Source organism: Nocardiopsis sp. CC223A (assembly GCF_030766825.1).
Taxonomy (GTDB): Bacteria; Actinomycetota; Actinomycetes; order Streptosporangiales; family Streptosporangiaceae; genus Nocardiopsis.
On the sequence record NZ_JASFDV010000045.1, the window covers coordinates 31,614 to 52,078 of the forward strand.

Genomic DNA, 20,465 nt, shown 5'->3' on the forward strand with positions numbered 1-20,465 from the left:
GCAGCCGATGAGAAAAGGGGCCGTCCCGGTATCGCCGGAACGGCCCCTTCTCGGTGCGGTGAACGACCGAACGCCGTGGACTACTCGGCGAACATCGTCTTGATGATCCAGAGCAGGCGCAGGATCTCGATGTAGAGCCAGACCAGGGAGACGGTCAGGCCGAAGGCGAACTGCCAGGCGAACTTGGCCGGGATACCGGCGTTGATGCCCTCCTCGATGCCCCGGAACTCCAGGGCCAGGGTGCAGGCCGCGATGACGACGAAGACCAGGCCGACGACCAGGCCCAGCGGGCTGGGCTCGCGGATGCCGATACCGCCGGCGATGAAGAAGCTCGCGACGAAGTTCACCAGCATCAGGGCCGCAGCGCCCAGGGTGGCGTACATGACCACCTTGGCGAAGCCGTCGGTGACCTTGATGACGCGGAACTTGTACAGCGCCAGCATCACGCCGAAGACCAGGACGGTGCCCAGCACCGCCTGGGTGATCAGGGTGCCGCCGGCGCCCGCGTCACCGGTGGTGCCGACCAGCAGTGCCGCCAGGTAGGCCGACAGGCCGCCGACGATCAGGCCCTCGAAGGCCGCGTAGGCCAGGATGGCGACCGGGTTGGTGATGCTCTTGAACGCGATGACCAGGCCGAGGACGAGGCCGCCGAGGACGCCGACGAACAGCAGTCCGATGCCCAGACCCGGGTTGGTCTGGAAGACGAAGTAGTTGACGACGGCCAGGAGCGCGACGACGCCCAGCGTCATGCCCGTGCGCACCACGACGTCGTCGATGGTCATCCGGGCTTCGCCGGGACCGCCCGGGTGGCCCTGCTGCGGGTACCCCTGCTGCGGGTATCCCTGCTGGGGGTAGGGCTGGCCGTAGCCCTGCTGGGGGTATCCCTGCTGCGGGTACGGCTGTCCGTACCCCTGCTGGGGGTAACCCTGCTGCTGGCCGTACCCTGCCGGGCCGGCCTGCTGGAGCGCCCGCTTGAGAACGGGGTTGGAACTGCGCATCCGCATGTCCAGGAAGACCTTTCGAATTACCGTGGATTGCTGCCCACAAGGTAACGCACGGGCCTCCGCTCGGGTTCCGGAGCACAGGTCACCGTTGGGAAACGGCTCCGGGTGACGTTCGTGAACCCCGGCCGAACACCATGACGGGCCGGGGTCGAAACCCCGGCCCGTGCCCCCGATCGTCCCAGGTGGGACCAGTGTGGAACCGGTTGCGCGCTAGTTGCGCGTGATCAGCGCGCGCGCCAGGAACAGCACGTTCGCGGGACGCTCGGCCAGACGGCGCATGTAGTAGCCGTACCACTCGGTGCCGTAGGGGACGTAGACGCGCATGCGCTTCCCCTCGGCGGCCAGGCGGACCTGCTCCTCGTCACGGATGCCGTACAGCATCTGGTACTCGTAGTCGTCCGCGCCGCGGCCGTTGGCCGCGGCCAGCTCCCCGGCGATGGCGATCATCCGCGGGTCGTGCGAGGCGACCATCGGGTAGCCCTCGCCCTCCATCAGGACGCGCAGCGCCCGCACGTAGGCCTTGTCGACCTCGTGCTTGTCGCGGAAGGCCACCGACTCGGGCTCGTCGTAGGCGCCCTTGCACAGGCGCACCCGGGAGCCGGCGCCGCTCAGGTCGCGGCAGTCGGCCTCCGTGCGGTGCAGGTAGGCCTGGAGCACCGCGCCCACGAACGGGAAGTCCTGGCGCAGCTCGCGCAGGATGCCCAGGGTGGAGTCGGTGGTGGTGTGGTCCTCCATGTCCAGGGTGACCGTGGTGCCGATGGCCTTGGCCGCCTCGGCGATGCGCCGGGCGTTCTCCAGGGCGATCTTCTCGCCGTCGCGGTCCAGGAACTGGCCGACGGCGGACAGCTTGACCGACACCTCGGCGCGGTCGCCCAGCCCGGCCTCGCCCAGGGCCGCCAGCAGGTCCTCGTAGGCCAGGACGGTGCCCTCGGCCTGGGCGCGGTCCCTGGTGTCCTCGCCGAGGAAGTCCAGCGTGATGAAGCGATCCGCCGCCAAGCGCTCGACGGCGGGCAGGGCGGTGTCCAGGTCCTCGCCGGCGACGAACCGGTGGACCATGGCGCGGGTGACGGGGGTGCGCTCGACGATCCGGCGGCAGGCGGTGGATCTGGCGGCGAGCAGCAGAGGTTTGCGGAGCATGGTGACCTCGAAGGAGACGAGCGCGGACGGTCGTGTCGCACGCGGGCGGGGCGCGGCCGGGGATCGGCCCGGCCGCGCCGGCGGTGCTTCGGGGGGGCGGGGAGTCCGCACCCCTCAGGACGGGAGGGGTGCGGAACCCGGGTGCTACCCCTGGTGGGGGTAGGAGGAGGTCGTCGGGGCGACGAACGTCTCCTTGATGGAGCGCGGGCTGGACCAGCGCGACAGGTTCTGCGCGGATCCTGCCTTGTCGTTGGTGCCCGAGGCGCGGCCGCCACCGAAGGGCTGCTGGCCCACGATGGAGCCGGTCGGCCGGTCGTTGATGTAGAAGTTGCCCGCGGTGAAGCGCAGGGCCGCCTCGGCCTCGGCGACCGCGGTGCGGTCGTTGGCCAGGACCGCGCCGGTCAGGGCGTAGGCCGAGCCCTCGTCGACGACCTTGAGGATCTCGCTGTAGCGGTCGTCCTCGTAGACGTGGACGGCGACGACCGGACCGAAGTACTCGGTGCGGAACACGTCGTTGGACGGGTCCGTGCCCACGATGATGGTCGGGCGCACGAAGTAGCCCACGGAGTCGTCGGCGGTGCCGCCCGCGACGATCTCCAGGGTCGGGTCGGACTTGGCGTCCTCCAGGACCTTGGACAGCTTGTCGAAGGAGCGGCGGTCGATGACGGCGCCCATGAAGTTCGACAGGTCGGTGACGTCGCCCATGGTCAGGGCCTCGGTCTCGGCGATGAGGGCGTCGCTCGTCTTCTCCCAGACCGAGCGGGCCACGAACACGCGCGAAGCGGCCGAGCACTTCTGGCCCTGGTACTCGAAGGCGCCGCGCACGATGGCGGTGCGCAGGACCTCCGGGTCCGCGGTGTGGTGGGCGACGATGAAGTCCTTGCCGCCGGTCTCGCCCACGATGCGCGGGTAGGAGCGGTAGGTGGAGATGTTCTCGCCGACGGTCTTCCACAGGTGCTGGAAGGTGCGGGTGGAACCGGTGAAGTGCACACCGGCCAGCTCCGGGTCGTTGAGGGCGACGTCGGAGACGGCCAGGCCGTCACCGGTGACCATGTTGATGACGCCGGGGGGCATCCCGGCCTCCTCCAGCAGGCGCATGGTCAGCTCGGCGGCGAACTGCTGCGTCGGGGAGGGCTTCCACACGACCACGTTGCCCATCAGGGCCGGGGCGGTGGGCAGGTTGCCCGCGATGGCGGTGAAGTTGAACGGGGTGATCGCGTAGACGAACCCCTCCAGCGGCCGCTGCTCCATGCGGTTCCACACGCCCTTGACGCTCAGCGGCTGCTGGGCGATCAGTTCGCGTGCGTAGGCGACGTTGAAGCGCCAGAAGTCGATGAGCTCACAGGCCGCGTCGATCTCCGCCTGCTGGACCGTCTTGGACTGGCCGAGCATGGTGGCGGCGTTGATGGTGGCGCGCCAGGGGCCGGACAGCAGCTCGGCGGCGCGCAGCAGGATGGCGGCGCGGTCGTCGAAGGACATCGCGCGCCAGGCCGGGGCGGCGGCCTTGGCGGCGGCGATGGCGTCGCGGGCGTCCTGGTGGGTGGCGTTGCGCATGGTGCCGAGCACGGCGGAGTGGTTGTGCGGCTGCACGGCGTCGATCGGCTCGCCGCCGCCCATGCGGCTCTCGCCGCCGATGCGCATGGGCAGGTCGATGCGCTCCTTGCCGAGCTTTTCGAGCTCGGCGACGAGCTCCGCGCGCTCGACACTGCCGGGCGCGTACGAGAGAACGGGCTCGTTCACCGGCAGCGGGACGTTGGTCACGGCGTCCATGGGCACCTCCCTGGAAGTCTTTTCCCTGAACAGAGCAGGGGCTGTCTCAGCCAACGCTCCCAGAACCAGGCCGTGCGAACCTTGTGGGGCGGGCCACTCTTTGCCCGACCTGTTTGTCCTCTAGGACAAAATGAAACCCGAAGGTCCATCTCTGCCCCTTTGCACAACATTCTTCCCACTACTCGCCGCATTCCACCGGAGGCTACCGTGAGGCCCGACATTCCCGCTGGTCACGACCGGGAAGTGGCGGAGGCTCGCCCGGGTGTCCCGTTGCGCCGCCTCCTGCTCGCCCTGGGCGACCCGATCCTGGACGTGGCCGCGGCCCCGGAGGGACTGGATGTCCAAGTGGACAACGTCCTCATCGTGGACCCCGAGGACCGGACCGAGGTGCGCGGCGGCGACCTCGTCCTGCTCATCGGGGCCCGCGGCGGCTCGGCCCGGCGGCTGGTGCGGCGGATCGCCGAGCAGGGGGCGAGTGCGGTCGCGGTCAAGACCGGTGCCCCGCACGAGGGGAACCCGGCCCGCCGCCCCCGGGTGGGCGGTGACGACCTGGCCCCGCTGCGCGCCGAGGCGCAGGAGGCGGGCATCGCGCTGTTGGTGGTGCGCCCGGAGGTGCGCTGGGACCGGTTCCAGGCGGTGTGCCAGAGCATCGTGGACGACGCCCGGCTGCTGGAGGACGGCGACACCGGCGAGGCCGACGGCGACCTGTTCTCGATGGCGCAGACCATCGCCCAGCTCACCGGCGGCCTGGTGAGCATCGAGGACTCGGCGAGCCGGGTGCTGGCCTACTCCAGCGGAGCCGAGGTGGACGAGCTGCGGCGGCTGTCGGTGCTGGGGCGGCGCGGCCCGGAGTCGTACCTGGCGCTGCTGCGCGAGTGGGGGGTGTTCGCCCGGCTGCGCGCGGGCGAGGAGGTCGTGCGCATCGACGAGCACCCCGAGCTGGGCATCCGGCGGCGGCTGGCGGTGGGCATCCACGCCGGTGACCGGCCGCTGGGCGCGATCTGGGTGCAGGAGGGTTCGCAGCCGCTGGCCGAGCACGCCGCGGAGGCGCTGCTGGGCGCGGCCCGCACCGCGGCCCTACAGATGATCCGCCAGCGCACCCGGGCCAGCGCCGGGCTGCGGCTGCGCGAGGACCTGCTGTCCAGTCTGCTCCAGGGGCGGATCGACGCGGCCGCCCTGGCCGACACGGTGGAGGTGCGCAGCGACCGGGCGGCACTGGTGGCGGCGTTCGCCCCGGTGGGCGAGGAGGGCCAGGAGCGGACCGACCGCCCCGAACGGGAGCTGCGCCGCCGCCGGTTCCTCGACCTGGTGTCGGTGCACGCCGCCGCCTACCGGCGCAGCGCCCTGGTGACCGAGCTGAACGGCCGGGTCTACGCGCTGCTGCCGGACCTGACCCGGGACCGGGGCGGGGTGGAGCGCACGGTGGTGACGCTGTGCGGCCGGATCGTGGAGGCGGCGCGGTCGGCCCTGGGCCTGCGGGTGCGGGCGGCGGTGGGCTCGCCGGTGGGGCGGCTGGCCGACGCACCCGAGTCGCGGGAGGAGGCCGACCGGGTGCTGGAGGCGATGCGCGGCGACCCCGACCGGGAGGTCGCGACCATCGACGACGTGCGCTCGCGGGTGCTCATCCGGGAGACACTGGCGCTGCTGCACGAGGAGCCCTCGCTGCGGGACCCGCGGGTGTCGCGGCTGGTGGAGTACGACCGGGACGGCGGCGCGGAACTGGTGCGCTCGCTGTCGGCCTACCTGGAGGCGTTCGGGGACGCCCGGGCGGCGGCGGAGCGGCTGCACGTCCACCCGAACACCCTGCGGTACCGGGTGCGCCGGGCGGCGGAGGTCAGCGGCATCGACCTGTCCGACCCCGGGGAGCGTCTGTTCACGCAGCTGCAACTGCTGATGGAGCAGGAACGGCCCACGCCGTGAGGCGACGGGCCCGCGAGTACCCCCGGTCGGACTCGAACCGACACTTGTGACCCTTTTAGGGGGCCTGCCTCTACCATTGGGCTACGAGGGCGAGCCCATCATACCGGCCGGGCCGATCGCGCACTTTGCCGCCGACCGACCGGAACCGGACACGCGGAGAGGCCGCTCCCCCCCGGGGGGAGCGGCCTCCGCCGTACCGGTGTCAGCTCACCCGGCGCAGGTGGCCGCCCTCGACCGCCTGCGGGTTGCTGGCCTCCTCGAAGGCCTGGCGGGGCTCGGCCATGTCGGGCAGCGCGGCGAAGTCGCGGCGCAGGAAGAACCCGAGGGTCCAGTCCGACAGCACCCGGAACTTGCGGTTGAAGGTCGGGACCGCGAACAGGTGGTAGGCGCGGTGCGCGTACCAGGCCAGACGGCCGTTGAGCCCGATCCTCCCGAACAGCTGGGCGGCGCCCTTGTGCATGCCCAGCCCGGCCACCGCGCCGAGGTTCTTGTGGCGGTAGGCCTTGGGCTTCTCGCCGCGCAGGGTGGCGATGACGTTGTCGGCCAGCACCGGGGCCTGGCGCACCGCGTTCTGGGCGTTGGGCGGGTAGTAGCCGCCGTTGCCGTCGGGCACCTGGGCGTTGTCACCGCCGGCGAACACGTTCTCCGCACCGTTGACGATGAGGTACTCGCTGGTGTCGACGTGGCCCTTGGGTCCCAGCGGCAGGTCGCTGGCGGAGACCACCGGGCTGGGCTTGACGCCCGCGGTCCACACCAGGGTCCCGGCGTCGAACTCGGCGCCGTCGCTGAGCTTGATGCGCTGGTCGACGGCCGACTCCAGGAACGTCTTGAGCCGGACGTCGATGCCGCGGCGGCGCAGCTGGTTGAGGGCCTTGGTCCCGACCTCGGGGCCGACCTCGGGCAGGATCTTGTCGGCGGCCTCGATGAGGAAGAACCGCACGTCCGACTGCTCGATCGAGGGGTGGATGCGGACCGCGTCGCGGACCATGTCCTCCAGCTCGGCGATGGCCTCGGCGCCGGCGAACCCGCCGCCGACGAACACGAAGGTCAGCGCCTTGCGGCGGACGTCCTCGTCGTCGGTGGAGTCGGCGATGGTCAGCTGGTCGAGCACGTGGTTGCGCAGGAAGGCGGCCTCTTCGACCGTCTTGATGCCGATGCCCCACTCGGCCAGGCCGGGGATGGGCAGGGTGCGCGAGACGGCACCGGCGGCCATCACCAGGTAGTCGTAGGAGATGGTCTCGGGCTCGCCCACGTTGGGCTCGTAGCGGACGGTGCGGTCGGCGTTGTCGATGCGCACGACCCGGCCGCCCAGGACGCGGACCCGCTTGAAGACCTTGCGCAGCGGAACGACCACGTTGCGCGGGGAGATGCTGCCGGCCGCGGCCTCGGGCAGGAACGGCTGGTAGGTCATGTACGAGTTGGGGTCGATGACGGTGATCCGCGCTTCACCGGCACCGAGCTTCTTCTCCAGCCGCTTCGCGGTGTACATCCCGAGGTAACCGCCACCGACGATGAGGATGTGCGGGATCTCCGCCTCGTCCCCTCCGCCGTGCACCAGCCGGTAGTTCCTGCTCTCGGTCATCGCATTTCCGCCCTAACGGTTTCTTCGGCCTCCCCCTGCGTGTCGGGGGTGGAGGCTCCCACTCAGGTTGTGAGTCGTGGCTGTTACGGGAGCCCGACCTTTTTGTCGCTGCTTGTGCATTCTTTCACAAGCACCTGCCCACAGAGAAGGTTCACACCTGGCCACCTTCCCACCACTTTCCCACCGGCCCGAATGGCGTTTCCGCAGCTCAGGGCGGTTGTGAAAGCGTTCACAAGGGTCCGACGGGGTGACACGTCTCACCCGGAGGCCCCTTGTCCGGACCCCGAAAGACCCTGGTGAACCCTAGAACACGAGCTCTCCTGCCCCGTGCTCGGGTCCGGGGTGCGTTCGGCGGATCATTCCGGGCCCGCCCGTCGCCCGCCACCACCCTCAGCGGACGCCTTCGGCGCGGTACCCCCACGGAGCCGCGAGGCCGCTCCCGGCACCCGGCGCGAGCGCCGAGCCGCTCGAAGGCGCCCGCCCCTCGGCCCCGGACCAGCGGCGAGGTCGGGAGGTCCGACCGGGGGCCGTGTCCCGTGGAGTGGTGTGGGAACAACGGCTGTCCACAAGCACGAATCGCCGGCCGGCGCGTCGTCACCTCTGGGGCTCTGGAACCGAACGAGGTCACACCACTCGGTGGGACACCGTCCAACCGGGTCCTGATCGAGGAACGGGCCTACGCTCGCCCGTATCGGCCCGGGTCCGGGAAGCGTTCACGGGGCGGCCGCACCACTACGATCACCACCGGTTGCGCACCGCGATCAGCGGTCCTCCCGCTTCCCGTGTGCCCGACCCCTCAGGTCAGCGCACCTAGACGACCAGGCTCCAGGCCACGCCGTCCAGGATGTCGTGCTCACTGGCCGTGAACGCGTCCGCCCCCGTGCGGGCCAGGACCCGGGACAGCACCAGCGCGCCCGCGCCGATCACGTCCACCCGGCCCGGGTGCATGACGCCGATCTCCGACCGCTCCACCGACGTGGCCGACAGCAGTTCCCCGGTGATCCGGTCCAGCTCCGCCGCCGACACGCGCGTGTGGTGGATCCGCTCGGAGTCGTACTCGGGCAGGTCCAGGGCGATCCCGGCGACCGTCGTCGCGGTGCCCGCGACGCACACCACCGTGCCCGCCTCGCGCAGCGGCACGACCCGCTCGACCTCGTCCAGCGCCGCGTCGATGTCGGCGGTCGCAGCCGCGATCTCCTGCGCGGTGGGCGGGTCGCTGCGCAGGTGCCGCTCGGTCATCCGCACACAGCCGATGTTGACCGACAGCGCGGCCCGCACCAGCTCGTCCTGGGCGGCGGGCTCGCCGCCCAGGACGAACTCGGTGGACCCGCCGCCGATGTCCACCACCAGGAACGGCGGCTTGAGGTCGGGGTGCCCGCCCTCGGCGGCCTCGGCGGCGAACTCGGCGGTGGCGCCCACGAAGGACAGCTCCGCCTCGTCCAGGCCGGTGACGACCTCCGGCTCCACACCCAGGATCTCGCGCACGCCGTCGATGAACACCCGGCGGTTGTCCGCGTCCCGGGTGGCGCTGGTCGCGACCATCCGCACCGCGTCCGGGCCCAGTTCGATACCGTGCGCCTCGATGGCCTCGGCGTAGCCGCGCAGCGCCTCGAAGGTGCGCTCCAGCGCCTGCGGGGCGAACGCCCCGGTCTCGTCGACGCCCTCGCCCAGCCGCACGATCTCCATGCGCCGGTCGACGTCCACGACCTGGACCTCGTCACCGTCGATGTGGACGACGTCCGCGATCAGCAGCCTGACCGAGTTCGTCCCGCAGTCGATCGCCGCGACACCGCTCATGACCCGTTCCCTTCCGTGCCCTCGGGGGCGTTCTCGTCGACGCACACGCAGGGTCCCCTGTCCCACCAGTGCGGGAGCTCCTCCAGAGCCTGGGCGCCGAACGGGTTGATCCCCGGCTCGGCCAGCTCGTGGGCGACCAGCGCGTGCAGGCATTTGACCCGGGTGGGCATGCCGCCGGTGCTCTGCATCCCCTCCGGCAGCGGCTCCACGCCGTCGCGGCGCGCCTGCTCGGCCCGCTCGGCGATGTAGGACTCGTGCGCCTTGGTGTAGGCGGCGCGCAGGTCCGGGTCCTCGGCCAGGCGGTCCTGCATCTTGCGCATCCGGCCGGAGTTCTCCAGCCGGCCGATCGCGGACGCGGCGCGCGGGCACGTCAGGTAGTACAACGTCGGGAAGGGGGTCCCGTCCTCCAGCCGCGGTGCGGTGCGCACCACGTCCGGCAGGCCGCACGGGCAGCGGTGCGCGACCCCGCGCACGCCGCGCGGGGCACGGCCCAGCTGGAGTTCGATGGCGGCGGTGTCGCTCGGGTCGACGGGGTCCCCGGTACGCCCGGATGCGGGCTGATCTGCGGAAGTCATGACCGGTCCAGGATAGGGCCACCGGGGCGTCCGCGGCCCGCCCGGGGCCGTGCGGGCCGGAACCCGCCGGTCAGGGCGCGGCGCCCGCGGCGGGGTCGTCGGCCTCCTGCACCGAACGCCACAGCGCGGTGAACCACGGCTCGCCGGGGCCCGCCTCGGCGCCGGGCTCGTCCTCGTCCTCGGGACGCACCACGATGTAGGCGGTCTCGTCCGGGTACTGGTAGTGCAGGCGCAGCCGGGCCTCGCGCTCGACGTACTCGTCGGTGCTCAGGGCCTCCTCGCGCGAGCGCAGTTCGTGCACGCTCGCCTCCATGCGCGCCCGCTCCTCCTGGAGCCGGGCGATCTGGGCGCGCTGGGCCACGTACTCGCGCAGCGGGTAGGCCAGGCTGAGCGCGATCACGCACACGACCAGGGCCAGGATCGCGGCCCGGCTGGTGAGCATGGGCCGCACGGCCCGGGCCGGGGAGGACGCCGGTCGTGACGCCCTCCCCTGCTGCTGCTTCTGCTTCTTCCGGTCCGGTGTCCTCGTGTCCCGCCGGGCGGCACGACCGCGCGGCCTGTCGGCTTTGGTCGCCTTACGGGCCTTTGCGGGCGGCTGCTGCGATTCGCGGGACACTGGGGCAGACTAGCCGCGCCGGGCGAAGCGCGGGAAGGCCGACACGCCCGCGTAGACGGCGGCGTCCTCCAGCAGTTCCTCGATGCGCAACAGCTGGTTGTACTTGGCGACCCGCTCGCTGCGCGCCGGGGCGCCGGTCTTGATCTGCCCAGCGTTGGTGGCCACCGCGATGTCGGCGATGGTGGTGTCCTCCGTCTCGCCGGAGCGGTGGCTGATCATCGCCGTGTAGCCGCTGCGCTGGGCCAGGGCGACCGCGTCCAGCGCCTCGGTGAGGGTGCCGATCTGGTTGACCTTGACCAGCAGCGAGTTGGCGGTGCCGCTGTCGATGCCGCGGGACAGCCGCTCGGGGTTGGTGACGAACAGGTCGTCGCCGACCAGCTGGACCCTGTCGCCGATGGCGTCGGTGAGGGCCTTCCAGCCCTCCCAGTCCTCCTCGTCGAGCGGGTCCTCGATGGAGACCAGGGGGTAGGCCTCGACCAGCTCGGCGTAGTAGGCGGACATCTCCGCGGAGGTGCGCGGCTTGCCCTCGAAGGTGTAGACGCCGTCGGAGAACAGCTCCGAGGCGGCCACGTCCAGGGCCAGCGCGATGTCGGTGCCGGGGGTGTACCCGGCCTTCTCGATGGCCTCGACGATGAGGTCCAGGGCGGCGCGGTTGCTGTCCAGGTTGGGGGCGAAGCCGCCCTCGTCGCCGACGCCGGTGCCCAGGCCGTGGCCCTTGAGCACGGACTTCAGGGCCTGGTAGACCTCGGCGCCCCAGCGGACCGCCTCGGAGAAGGTGGCCGCGCCGATGGGGGCGACCATGAACTCCTGGATGTCGACGTTGCTGTCGGCGTGGGCGCCGCCGTTGAGGATGTTCATCATCGGCACGGGCAGCACGTGCGCGTTGGGGCCGCCGAGGTAGCGGAAGAGCGGCAGCTCCGCCTCCAGGGCGGCGGCGTGCGCCGTGGCCAGGGAGGCGCCCAGGATGGCGTTGGCGCCCAGCCGGGACTTGTCGGGGGTGCCGTCGAGCTCGATGAGCGCGCGGTCGATCAGCCGCTGGTCGTCGGGCTCGAACCCGTGCAGCTCGTTGGCGATCTCGTCGTTGACGGCCGCGACGGCCTTGGTCACGCCCTTGCCGCCGTAGCGGTCGCCGCCGTCGCGCAGCTCGACCGCCTCGAACTTGCCGGTGGAGGCACCGCTGGGCACGCCGGCGCGCCCGATGATGCCGTTGTCGAGCCCGACCTCGACCTCGACGGTGGGGTTGCCGCGGGAGTCAAGGATCTCTCGCGCCTGAACTGCCTCGATGGACGCCACGGTCAGTCTCCGTCTCTTCGGTGTTTCTGGGAACCACTGTTCCAGGACCCGACACGAGACTAGCGACCCGCTCCGGGTGTGAGCGCGAGCACCCTGCGGAATTGGTCTAGTCCATGCCGGGTGTTCGCGGTCCGGTCGCCTCCAGCAGGGCCGCCGTGGCGATGGCGACGGCCCGCCCGCGGTGCCGTCGGGCCTGGTCGGGGTCCAGGAGGACGGCGAGGTCCTGGAGGCCGCCCAGGGCGATGACCGCGCCCATCCGGGCGGGCATGTCGGCGTCCTCCCCCACGACCGCGGCGTCCAGCCGGCGCCGCCAGGCCATGACGTCCCCGACCAGTCCGATCCGGTTCAGCGAAGCCAGGTCGTTGAGCAGCGCGGTCATCAGGGCGCTGTGGCGCACACAGACGTCGAAGTAGGTGCCCAGGATCTCGTCGGGGGCGTGGCGGGAGGTCTCGTCCAGCCCGGCGAGGAACTCCTCCATGTCCTGCCGCAACGGTTCGACGAGCGCCCGGAGCAGGTCCTCCTTGGACCGGAAGTGGTAGTAGAGCGCGGCCTTGGTGAGGTCCAGCCGTTCGGCGATCTCGCGCAGGCTGGTCTTCTCGTAGCCCTGCCTGCCGAAGAGGTCGAGGGCGACCGCGAGGATCTCCGCCCTGGTGTCACCGTGCGTTCTGGGCACAGACGTCACTCCCGTTCCTGCCGCTGGTTGCCCCAAGAGTCTAGCCCTGACCTTCCGACCGGTAAGTTACTTGACGACCGGTAAGTGGCTCTTTACGGTGAAGGGGACGGCACACCTTCCGAGGGACCCTTTGGAGGACCTCCCATGCCCGCCGTGCACGACGTCCTGATCTCCGGCGCCGGTGTCGCCGGACCCGCCCTCGCCCACTGGCTGCACCACCACGGCATCCGCGCGACCGTGGTCGAACGCGCCCCGGCCCCGCGGCCCGGCGGCTACGCCATCGACCTGCGCGGCGTCGCCATCGACGTGGCCGAACGCATGGGCGTGCTCGACGAGATCCGCCGCAACCTCACCGAGATGAACGGCGCGGCCTTCGTCGACGCCCGGGGCCGCCGCCGCGCCGGGATCTCCTCCGCCGACGCGGTGGACGACGGCCGCTCGCTGGAGGTCCTGCGCGGTGACCTGGTGCGCATCCTGCACACGCCCACCACCGTGTACACCGAGTACCTGTACGACGACACCCTCACCGCCCTGGAGCAGGACGGTGACCGGGTGCGGGCGACCTTCGAGAAGGCCGCGCCGCGCACCTTCGACCTGGTCGTGGGCGCCGACGGGCTGCACTCCACGACCCGGCGGCTGGCGTTCGGCCCCGAGGAGCGGTACGCCCGGTTCCTGGGCGCCCACATCAGCATCTTCACGGTCCCGAACCACCTGGGGCTGGACCGGGAGGCGCTGCTGTTCAACGTCCCGGGCAAGGGGTCGGGGATGTACCAGACCCCACGCGCCGAGGGCGCCAAGGGGATCTTCCTGGTCCGCACCGACGGGGACGCCGGGATCGCCCGCCGCCCGCCCGCCGCGCAGCGGGCGTACCTGCGCGCGGAGTTCTCCGGCCTGGGCTGGGAGAACGACCGGATCCTGGACGCCATGGACGCGTCGGAGGACTTCTACTTCGACTCGGTCACCCGGATCCACATGGACGCCTGGTCGACCGGCCGGGTGGCCCTGCTGGGCGACGCCGGGTACTGCCCCTCCCCCATGTCCGGGCAGGGCACCAGCCTGGCCCTGGTCGGCGCGTACGTGCTCGCCCAGGAGCTGGCCCGGCACGACGGCACCGCCGAGGCCCTGGCCGCCTACGAGGCCCGGATGCGGCCCTACGTGAACGCCAACCAGGCCATCGCCGACGCCGGGCTGGGCATCCTCGCCCCGCGCACCCGTCGCGGGATCGTCCTGCGCAACACGCTGCTGCGGGCGGGCGGGCCGTTGCTCTCACTGCTGGGCCGGTTCGACGAACGCCTGTCCCGCGCCGCCGAGGCCCTGGACCTGGACGCCCCGGTGGTGTCCCGCCGGGTGGTGTGACTTCGTTCGGCCCCCGGGTACCGAAGGCGACAACGCTCCGGCCGGCGACTCGTCCTTGTGCGAACAGCCGGTGTTCTCGCACCACTCGCCGGGACATGACCGACGCCCCGGTCCCGGCCCGCCCCTGACCTGGGCCGGAACGGGAAAGGGCGGGAAAGTGCGGGCCGGGGCGGGACGACCCCGATTTCCGCGGGGCCGCCCGGGGCCGCCCCGATCAGGAGGTGGCGGCCCAGTAGGTGCGCCACTCCTGCTCGGACAGCCCGCGCGGGTCGCGGCCGTCCGCGCGGGCGGCCGCCTCGGCCGCCCGCACCCGCGCGTCGAAGCGGCGGGCCGCCGCGCGCAGGTCGGTCTCGGCGTCGCGGCCGCGGCCGCGTTCGTCGGCCACCGCCGCGAACAGCCCGCCGCCCTCGCCGCCGTCGTCGCCCACCAGGTCCGCGGGGAACCCGTTGCGCACCGCGCGCCCCTGCACCTCGGAGGCGAGCATCACCGCGGGCTGTGCGAAGGGCACCCCGTCCAGGATCGAGACGTCCGTCCCCCCCGCGGCCTCGGCCTTGGCGGCCCGCTCGGCGGCCTTGATGGCCTCCCAGTTCGACCACACCTCGTCGGTGCCCGACACCTCCACCCCGCCGAAGACGTGCGGGTGGCGGCGGGTCATCTTGTCGATGATCGCGTCGGCCACGTCGTCCACCGTGAACCGCGCCGGGTCGCCCTCGGGCCGCTCGGCGGCGATGGCCGCGTGGAACACCACCTGGAGCAGCACGTCGCCCAACTCCTCGCGCAGCAGCCCGAGGTCGCCCTCCTCGATGGTCTCCAGCGTCTCGTACGCCTCCTGGATGAGGTACTTGGCCAGCGACTCATGGGTCTGGCCGCGGTCCCAGGGGCATTCGCGGCGCAGCGTGTCCATCACCTCCACCAGGCGCAGCAGGCGGTGCCCGGCGGGCTGGGGCTCGGTCATATCGGGTCCTCGTCCATCGTGAGAGGGGCAGCGGTCGAAGGGGAACGGTCAGTGGTCCTGCTCGGGCAGCCAGCCGCCCGTGCGCAGCGCGGCCAGCACCGCCGCCACCGAGTCGGCCGGGTCCGCGTCCACGGTGTCCACCACCAGGTCCGCGTCGTCGGGCTCCTCATAGGGGTCGGAGATCCCGGTGAACGCGGGGATCTCCCCCGCCCTCGCCTTGGCGTACAGGCCCTTGCGGTCCCGGGCCTCGCACACCTCCAGCGGCGTCGCCACGTGCACCAGGAAGAAGTCGCCGCCCGCCTCCTGCGCCATGGCCCGCACCTCGGCGCGGCCCCGGGCGTAGGGGGCGATCGGCGCGCACACCGACACCCCGCCGTGGCGGCCGATCTCCGCCGCCACGTACCCGATCCGGCGGATGTTCATCTCCCGGTCCTGCGGGGAGAACGTCAGCCCGTGCGAGAGCATGCGCCGCACCACGTCGCCGTCGAGCAGCGTCACCGAGCGGCCCGCCCGGCGGATCCCGTCGCACACGCCCCGCGCGATGGTCGACTTGCCCGACCCCGACAGCCCCGTGAAGAACACCGTCAGCCCGCGCCGGGTGCGCGCCGGGCGCAACCGCTCCAGCTCCGCGGCCACCCGCGCCGGGGTGAACCACGCCGGCAGCTCGCGGCCGTGCGCCAGCTCCGCCTCCACCTCGGCGTCGGACGGCTCCCGGCGGGCCCGGGCCGGGTCCACCCGGGTCAGCGGCTCCCACAGGCCCTCGTCCGTGTCGTAGCGCCACGGCTCGGGCGCCAGCAGCGTCACCGGCGGGCGCCGGGCCATGACGCGGTCCACGTCCGGACCGTCCTCCCCCGCCTCCACGAACAGGTGGGTGGCGCCGTACGCGGCGGCCACGTGCGCCGCCAGCAGCGCGTCCCGGTCGCCCCACGGGCCGCCGAACGGCCCGCTCGCCCGAGCCGCCGCGCGCGGCAGCGTGCACACCGCGAAGGAGGTGCGCGGCGGCAGCAGCGGCCGGGCGGCCAGCACCGCCGCCGTCATGCCCTCGTCCTCCAGGCCGGTGTCGATCAGGACCAGCACCTCGGCACGGTCCGCCGCCACCCCCGGGGCCCGGCCCAGCGCCTCCGCCTGGGCGCGGATCTGGTGCAGGGCCCGGTGGTGCAGCGGCCGGTCGGTGACCACCGCCAGCAGCGGCCCGGCGGCCCCGCCCTCCAGATCGCGGCGGGCGCGCACCTGATCCGGGGTGTGCCGCAGCTCGCGCAGCACCCCGTACGTGGGCGGCCGCAGCAGCGACACCTCGCCCGCCAGGCGGTACCCCCCGGCCTCGTCCTTCCAGCGTTCGGCGACCGCCAGCTCCGCCAGCGGGGCGCCCTCCGGGTCGGTGAGGACCACCGACCCGCCGTCGACGGTGAAATCCGCCGGAACGGAAAGAATGACCGGAACCGGCCACGCGCGCCCATCGGGCAGTCGGCCCGCGCGCTCCACCGACTCCGCCTGCTCGCGTGTCATGAATCCCGGCAGCGGGTACGCCCCGCTCAGGATCAGTTCCAGATGTGCGAGCGCGTCCGGGCCCGGGGCGAAGACCGGGGCGTCCGGCCGCCCGGAGGCCCCGTCCGACGTGCTCCCACGCCTGTCGACACTCACCACGCGACTTCCTCTCCTACGGTCCGACCGGGGTTCATCGAAATCGCCACTAGCGTATGCCGGACGGGGTGCCCGCCGCCGCGCCGCACCGCGCCGGCGGCTCCCGAGGCACCGCGGGGAACGGAATACGCGCAGGCCACGAAAGGTTCCCATGAAGGCACCGCCCGCCGCGCACCCCGGCCCGGACCGGGACACCGCAACGGCGCCGGTCCGGACCCGACCCGCGCGCGGGCCCCGGACTCGGTAGTCTGAACAGACCCGGGCGGCGCCTACGGCCGTGCCGCCGCCCCTCACCGTGCAGGCCGCGACCTTCCGCCTGAACCGGAACCTCTTCTTCTTTCTTTGGTGCTATGAGCCTCATTGGACTTCTCGCCGACGTCTCCCGGGACCCGGCACTGCACAGCGCGATCGAGACCGCCCGCGGCGGCCGCGATCCCCACCTCGACCTCGTCGCCCCCGCGGCGCTGCGCCCCTTCATGGTCGGCGCGCTGGCGGCCGACGCGCCCCTGGGCGCCGGCCGCCCCGTCCTGGCCGTCACCGCCACCGAGCGGGAGGCCTCGGACCTGGCCGACGCGCTGCGTTCGCTGCTGCCCGAGAACTCCGTCGCGCTGTTCCCCGCCTGGGAGACGCTGCCGCACGAGCGGCTGTCCCCGCGTTCGGACACCGTCGGCCAGCGGCTGGCCGTGCTGCGCAGACTCGCCCACCCCGACCCCGCCGACCCGCTGACCGCACCGCTGAGAGTCGTCGTCGCGCCGGTGCGCAGCGTGCTCCAGCCCCTGGTCGCCGGGTTGGGCGACCTCGAACCCGTCCGGGTCCGCCCGGGCGACGAGGCGTCCCTGGAGGACGTGGTCCGCGCCCTGGCCGACACCGGCTACTCCCGGGTCGACCTGGTGGAGAAGCGCGGCGACATGGCCGTGCGCGGCGGCATCCTCGACGTGTTCCCGCCCACCGAGGAACACCCCCTGCGCCTGGAGTTCTGGGGCGACAGCGTCGAGGACATCCGCTACTTCCAGGTCGCCGACCAGCGGTCCATCACCCCCGGCGAGGGCGGCGACCACGGCGACGCCGCCTCCGGGCTGTTCGCGCCGCCCTGCCGGGAGCTGCTGCTCACCGACACCGTCCGCGAGCGCGCCCGCGCCCTGGCCGCCGAGCACCCGTCGCTGGCGGAGGTCCTCACCAAGCTCGCCGACGGCGTCGCCGTCGAGGGCATGGAGGCGTTCGCCCCCGTGCTCGCCGAGCGCATGGAACCGCTGCTGGAGCTGCTGCCCGAGGGCGCCATGGTGGTGGGCTGCGACCCCGAGCGCATCCGCACCCGCGCCATCGAACTGGAGGCCACCAGCGCCGAGTTCCTGGAGGCGTCCTGGATCAACGCCGCCTCCGGCGGCGAGTCGCCCATCGACCTGGGCGCCTCCGCGTACACGTCCATCGCCGACCTGCGCTCCACCGCCTCCCGGCTGGGCACGCCCTGGTGGGGGCTGACCCCGTTCAGCGCCGGCGAGGCCGACGTCCGCGAGGAGGACGACGCCGTGGTGGTGGGCGCGGTGCCCGCCGACTCCTACCGCGGCGACACCGAGCGCGCCCTGGCCGACATCAAGGGCTGGCTGCACGACAACTGGAGCGTCGTGCTGGTCACCCAGGGGCACGGCCCCGCCGAGCGGTTCGTGGCGATGCTGCGCGACGCCGGGCTCGGCGCCCACCTGGTCCAGGACCTCACCGAGCCGCCCGCCCCGGCCGTGGCCACCGTGACGACCGGGCTGGTCGACCACGGGTTCCTGCTGCGCACGGTGCACACCGTCGTGCTCACCGAGACCGACCTGGCCGGACAGAAGTCCTCCACCCGCGACATGCGGCGCATGCCCAGCCGCCGCAAGGGCACCATCGACCCGCTCCAGCTCAAGCCCGGCGACCACGTCGTGCACGAGCAGCACGGCGTGGGCCGCTACCTGGAGATGGTCAGCCGCCAGGTCCAGGGCGCCACCCGCGAGTACCTGCTCATCGAGTACGCGCCGTCCAAGCGCGGCCAGCCCGGCGACCGGCTGTTCGTGCCCACCGACCAGCTCGGCGAGGTCACCCGGTACGTCGGCGGCGAGGCGCCCGCGCTGTCCAAGATGGGCGGCGCCGAGTGGAGCAAGGCCAAGAGCCGCGCCCGCAAGGTGGTGCGGGAGATCGCGGGCGACCTCATCCGCCTGTACTCGGCCCGCCAGGCCTCGCCCGGGCACGCGTTCGGCCCGGACACGCCCTGGCAACGGGAGCTGGAGGACGCGTTCCCGTACGTGGAGACCCCCGACCAGCTCGCCGCCATCGAAGAGGTCAAGAAGGACATGGGGCGGTCCGTCCCCATGGACCGGCTGATCTGCGGCGACGTCGGCTACGGCAAGACCGAGGTGGCGGTGCGGGCCGCGTTCAAGGCGGTGCAGGACGGCAAGCAGGTGGCACTGCTGGTGCCCACCACGCTGCTGGTGCAGCAGCACCTGTCCACCTTCACCGAGCGGTACGCGTCCTTCCCCGTCACCGTCAAGCCGATGTCGCGGTTCCAGACCGACGCCGAGGTGGAGCTGACCCGGGAGGGCCTGCGCACCGGCGAGGTCGACGTGGTCATCGGCACCCACCGGCTGCTGTCCGCCGAGACCCGGTTCAAGGACCTGGGCCTGGTCATCATCGACGAGGAGCAGCGGTTCGGCGTCGAGCACAAGGAGGCCCTCAAGCGGCTGCGCACCCAGGTGGACGTGCTCGCCATGTCGGCGACGCCGATCCCGCGCACCCTGGAGATGGGCCTGACCGGCATCCGGGAGATGACCACCATCCTCACCCCGCCGGAGGAGCGCCACCCGGTGCTGACCTTCGTCGGCCCCTACGAGGACAAGCAGATCACCGCGGCGATCCGCCGGGAGCTGATGCGCGAGGGCCAGGTGTTCTTCGTGCACAACCGGGTCGCGTCCATCGACAGGGTCGCCGCCGAGATCAAGCGGCTGGTGCCCGAGGCGCGGGTGGCCTACGCCCACGGCCAGATGAACGAGCAGCAGCTCGAAAAGGTCATGGTGGACTTCTGGGAGAAGAACTTCGACGTGCTGGTCTCCACGACCATCGTCGAGTCCGGCCTGGACGTCCCCAACGCCAACACGCTGATCGTGGACCGGGCCGACGCCTACGGCCTGTCCCAGCTGCACCAGCTGCGCGGCCGGGTGGGCCGCGGCCGCGAGCGGGCGTACGCGTACTTCCTGTACCCGCCGGAGAAGCCGCTCACCGAGACCGCCTACGAGCGGCTGGCCACCGTCGCCCAGCACACCGAGACCGGTGCGGGCATGTACGTGGCGATGAAGGACCTGGAGATCCGCGGCGCGGGCAACATCCTGGGCGCGGAGCAGTCGGGCACCATCGCCGGGGTCGGCTTCGACCTGTACGTGCGCATGGTCGGCGAGGCCGTCGCCGAGCTCAAGGGCGACCAGAGCGCCGCCGAGGAGGCCGAGACCCGGGTCGAGCTGCCGGTCAACGCGCACATCCCGCACGACTACGTACCGGGCGAACGGCTGCGGCTCCAGGCGTACAAACGGATCGCGGGCATCACCTGCGAGGACGACGTGCTCGCCGCCTACGAGGAGCTCACCGACCGGTACGGCACCCCGCCCCAGCCGGTGGACAACCTCATGGCGGTGGCCCGGTTCCGGGTCCTGGCCCGCTCCGCGGGGCTCCAGGACGTGGTGCTCCAGGGCAACCAGATCCGGTTCACCCCGGTGGAGCTGCGGGAGTCGCAGGAGCTGCGGCTGCGGCGGATGTACCCGAAGTCGCTGCTCAAGGAGGCCACCCGCACCCTGCTGGTGCCGGTCCCCAAGGCGGGCGGCATGGGCGGCAAGCCGCTGCGCGACCTGGAGCTGCTGGCCTGGTGCACGGAACTGGTCAACGCCGTCTTCGAACCGGACAAGCCCAAGCCCCCGGCCCCGAAGGACTGACCCCGGACGCACGGCGGGGCCGCATCCCCCCGGGGGTGCGGCCCCGCGCCGTGTCCCAGGGCTTCGTATCCCAGGGCTTCGTATCCCAGGGCGCCGTGTCTCAGGGTTTCGGGGCGTCGGCCTCGTCGGAGCCGGCCTCGTAGGTGATGCCGTACAGGTCCTCGGAGTCGTCCTCGGCCGCGTCGCGGCGCCACAGGCG

14 protein-coding genes and 1 tRNA gene are annotated in these 20,465 nt (G+C 72.5%); 3 read left to right on the plus strand and 12 right to left on the minus strand.

All coding sequences use genetic code 11. The features are described 5' to 3' along the window. Positions 1-80: 80 nt before the first annotated feature. From QJS33_RS18320 to pruA, 3 genes are all read right to left on the minus strand, one after another. Complete coding sequence (locus QJS33_RS18320) at positions 81-1,004, minus strand: Bax inhibitor-1/YccA family protein (RefSeq protein ID WP_306369228.1); 924 nt, start codon at positions 1,002-1,004, stop codon at positions 81-83. 210 nt (positions 1,005-1,214) lie between these two features. Continuing rightward, positions 1,215-2,141 carry a proline dehydrogenase family protein gene (locus QJS33_RS18325; protein WP_306369229.1) on the minus strand — a complete coding sequence of 309 codons (927 nt, stop codon included), beginning with the start codon at positions 2,139-2,141 and terminating at the stop codon, positions 1,215-1,217. 144 nt (positions 2,142-2,285) lie between these two features. Then, a complete protein-coding gene (gene pruA, locus QJS33_RS18330; RefSeq protein ID WP_306369230.1) occupies positions 2,286-3,911 on the minus strand; it encodes an L-glutamate gamma-semialdehyde dehydrogenase in 1,626 nt (541 codons plus the stop codon). 243 nt (positions 3,912-4,154) lie between these two features. On the opposite strand from pruA, the gene QJS33_RS18335 reads away from it, so the two are divergent. After that, entirely contained in the window at positions 4,155-5,831 is a 1,677-nt protein-coding gene (locus QJS33_RS18335; protein ID WP_306369231.1) for a helix-turn-helix domain-containing protein, read from the plus strand. A gap of 17 nt (positions 5,832-5,848) precedes the next feature. Here QJS33_RS18335 and QJS33_RS18340 read toward each other — a convergent pair. From QJS33_RS18340 to QJS33_RS18370, 7 genes are all read right to left on the minus strand, one after another. Beyond that, positions 5,849-5,922, minus strand: a tRNA-Leu gene (locus QJS33_RS18340). Between the two features lie 111 nt (positions 5,923-6,033). Further along, on the minus strand, positions 6,034-7,413 hold the full coding sequence (locus tag QJS33_RS18345; RefSeq protein ID WP_306369232.1) for an NAD(P)/FAD-dependent oxidoreductase: 1,380 nt from the start codon (positions 7,411-7,413) through the stop codon (positions 6,034-6,036). A gap of 810 nt (positions 7,414-8,223) precedes the next feature. Beyond that, positions 8,224-9,210, minus strand: a complete 987-nt coding sequence (locus QJS33_RS18350) for a Ppx/GppA phosphatase family protein (RefSeq protein ID WP_306369233.1) — start codon at positions 9,208-9,210, stop codon at positions 8,224-8,226. Further along, positions 9,207-9,785: a DUF501 domain-containing protein gene (locus tag QJS33_RS18355; protein WP_306369234.1), complete on the minus strand. Its 579-nt coding sequence runs from the start codon at positions 9,783-9,785 to the stop codon at positions 9,207-9,209. The genes QJS33_RS18350 and QJS33_RS18355 overlap by 4 nt, the downstream gene beginning before the upstream one ends. A 70-nt stretch (positions 9,786-9,855) precedes the next feature. Continuing rightward, on the minus strand, positions 9,856-10,227 hold the full coding sequence (locus QJS33_RS18360; RefSeq protein WP_306369235.1) for a septum formation initiator family protein: 372 nt from the start codon (positions 10,225-10,227) through the stop codon (positions 9,856-9,858). A 183-nt stretch (positions 10,228-10,410) separates the two neighbouring features. Continuing rightward, the gene (gene eno, locus QJS33_RS18365; RefSeq protein ID WP_306369236.1) at positions 10,411-11,694 is read right to left on the minus strand and encodes a phosphopyruvate hydratase; all 1,284 of its coding nucleotides are present in this window, start codon (positions 11,692-11,694) and stop codon (positions 10,411-10,413) included. A 106-nt stretch (positions 11,695-11,800) separates the two neighbouring features. Beyond that, entirely contained in the window at positions 11,801-12,367 is a 567-nt protein-coding gene (locus tag QJS33_RS18370; RefSeq protein ID WP_306369237.1) for a TetR/AcrR family transcriptional regulator, read from the minus strand. Positions 12,368-12,511: 144 nt separating this feature from the next. Between QJS33_RS18370 and QJS33_RS18375 the strand changes: the two genes are divergently transcribed. After that, positions 12,512-13,723 (plus strand): FAD-dependent monooxygenase, encoded by a 1,212-nt coding sequence (locus QJS33_RS18375; RefSeq protein WP_306369238.1) that lies wholly within the window; start codon positions 12,512-12,514, stop codon positions 13,721-13,723. 214 nt (positions 13,724-13,937) lie between these two features. Here the strand turns inward: QJS33_RS18375 and QJS33_RS18380 are convergent, their stop codons facing one another. Together QJS33_RS18380 and cysC are read right to left on the minus strand one after the other, a co-directional pair. After that, positions 13,938-14,678 carry a MazG family protein gene (locus tag QJS33_RS18380; RefSeq protein ID WP_306369239.1) on the minus strand — a complete coding sequence of 247 codons (741 nt, stop codon included), beginning with the start codon at positions 14,676-14,678 and terminating at the stop codon, positions 13,938-13,940. Positions 14,679-14,726: 48 nt separating this feature from the next. Continuing rightward, positions 14,727-16,322, minus strand: coding sequence for an adenylyl-sulfate kinase (gene cysC, locus QJS33_RS18385; RefSeq protein ID WP_306369240.1), 1,596 nt, complete (start codon positions 16,320-16,322; stop codon positions 14,727-14,729). A 347-nt stretch (positions 16,323-16,669) separates the two neighbouring features. Between cysC and mfd the strand changes: the two genes are divergently transcribed. Beyond that, complete coding sequence (gene mfd, locus QJS33_RS18390) at positions 16,670-20,266, plus strand: transcription-repair coupling factor (protein ID WP_306369241.1); 3,597 nt, start codon at positions 16,670-16,672, stop codon at positions 20,264-20,266. Positions 20,267-20,465: the final 199 nt, after the last annotated feature.